Genomic DNA, 1,856 nt, shown 5'->3' with positions numbered 1-1,856 from the left:
CCCTTGGTCTGCACGCGCCCGACGCCGGAGATGACGTAGAGCGTCTGCCCGAGCGGATGGTGATGCCAGTTGGTGCGCGCACCGGGCTCGAACGCGACGCGCGAGCAGTTCAGCCGTGCCGGCGCGGGCGCCATGATCACGGGATCCTGCCACACGGTGCCGGTGAAGTTTTCCTTGGGCGCGCGGCGGGTCGGCCGCGTGCCTGCGACGGTGATCTCCATGGGGTCCTCGCTTCTGTTACTTCTTGCTGGCGGCGTAGCGCGCCTTGGTCTCGGCGTTCATGGGATAGAGGCCCGGCAGCACCGCGCCGTTGTTCACCTCGTTGACGATCCAGGCTTCCATCCGCTCCTGCTCGACGCCCTCATTGAGCACGTGATCGAGCATCGCCTGCGGGATCAGCACRCAGCCGTCCTGGTCGGCGACGACGATATCGTTCGGAAACACCGCGACGCCGCCGCAGCCGATCGGCTCGCCCCAGCCGACGAAGGTGAGGCCCGCCACCGACGGCGGCGCGGCATATCCGTCGCACCAGACCGGAAGATTGGTGCCGAGCACGCCCTCGACGTCACGCACCACGCCGTCGGTGACGAGCGCGGTGACGCCGCGCTTCATCATGCGCGCGCAGAGGATGTCGCCGAAGATGCCGGCGTCAGTAATGCCCATGGCATCGACCACAGCGATGCATCCCTCCGGCATTGCCTCGATCGCGGTGCGGGTCGAAATCGGCGACGACCAGGATTCCGGCGTCGCCAGATCCTCGCGCGCCGGCACGAAGCGCAGCGTGAAGGCCGGCCCCACCAGGCGCGGCAGGCCCGGGCGCAGCGGGCGCGCGCCGCGCATCCACACATTGCGCAGGCCCTTCTTCAGCAGGACCGTGGTGATGGTGGCAGTGGTGATGCCGGCGAGGGTCTTGCGGGCTTCGGGGGACAGCGACATGGACGAGAACGAGCTCCGGATGGGCGGGAAAGAACGCGCGCATCTTGCGAGCCGGGCGCTTTCCGTCAAGGGCCAAGAACGCAGGGCCGCAGGGCGGTTATGCGACGCGATAACAAGGCTTTATCGTTTCCCCTTGCATTAATTTATTGGACTTGCGGACGCATTTACGCGAAGCAGGGACCAGCGGAACTCAAGGCAGAGCCCGCGTTTCCCGAGAAGCCCGATTTCGACAGCTCATGGCCGCGACGCTTCCCCCGCCCCGCCTTTTGCCCAGTGGCGACAGCGCCGTCACGGTCGAGTTCAGCCGCACCATCGACGATGCCGCCAACCAGCGCGTGCTGGCACTCGACAAGGCGCTCGCAGCAAGCCCCATCGACGGCATCACCGAGACCGTGCCGACCTATCGCTCGCTGCTGGTGCATTACGATCCCGGCAGGATCAGCTTCGACGCGCTCGGCGAAAAGATCCTCCCGATCGCCACCCAGCCGCTGCCGCCGGTCACCAAGGCCCGCCGCTGGCGCATCCCCGTCGCCTATGGCGGCGAACATGGCATCGACCTCGAGGATGTCGCCAAGGCGCTGAACACAACGCCTGACGACATCGTCGCCCGGCATGTCGCCGCCGACTACAAGGTTGCCATGATCGGCTTCACGCCGGGCTGGTCCTATCTCAGCGGCCTGGACAAATCCCTGCACATGTCGCGGCGGCAGAACCCGCGGCTGCTGACACCGGCCGGCACGATCTCGATCGGCGGCATCCAAGCCGGGATCCAGTGCCTGGCCGCCCCGAGCGGCTGGCACCTGCTCGGCCGCACGCCTGTCAGAACCTATCAGCTCCACCGCAATCCGACCTTCCTGACCGAACCCGGTGATCGCGTGACGTTTTTCGCCATCGACCACAAGACGTTCGAAGAACAGGAC

3 protein-coding genes are annotated in these 1,856 nt (G+C 66.7%); 1 reads left to right on the top strand and 2 read right to left on the bottom strand.

Annotated elements, in window-relative coordinates; genetic code table 11:
• On the bottom strand, window positions 1-221 hold a 221-nt coding region (locus AC1D00_RS39300; RefSeq protein WP_477014382.1), incomplete at its 3' end, for a cupin domain-containing protein.
• Between the two features lie 16 nt (window positions 222-237).
• On the bottom strand, window positions 238-936 hold the full coding sequence (locus AC1D00_RS39295) for a ribonuclease activity regulator RraA (RefSeq protein ID WP_011087336.1): 699 nt from the start codon (window positions 934-936) through the stop codon (window positions 238-240).
• A 236-nt stretch (window positions 937-1,172) separates the two neighbouring features.
• On the opposite strand from AC1D00_RS39295, the gene pxpB reads away from it, so the two are divergent.
• Window positions 1,173-1,856: 5-oxoprolinase subunit PxpB (gene pxpB / locus AC1D00_RS39290; RefSeq protein ID WP_477014381.1), on the top strand; the 684-nt coding region annotated here is incomplete at its 3' end.

Source organism: Bradyrhizobium sp. P2_E8 (assembly GCF_056403875.1).
This window is presented reverse-complemented; position numbering and strand designations above follow the sequence as displayed.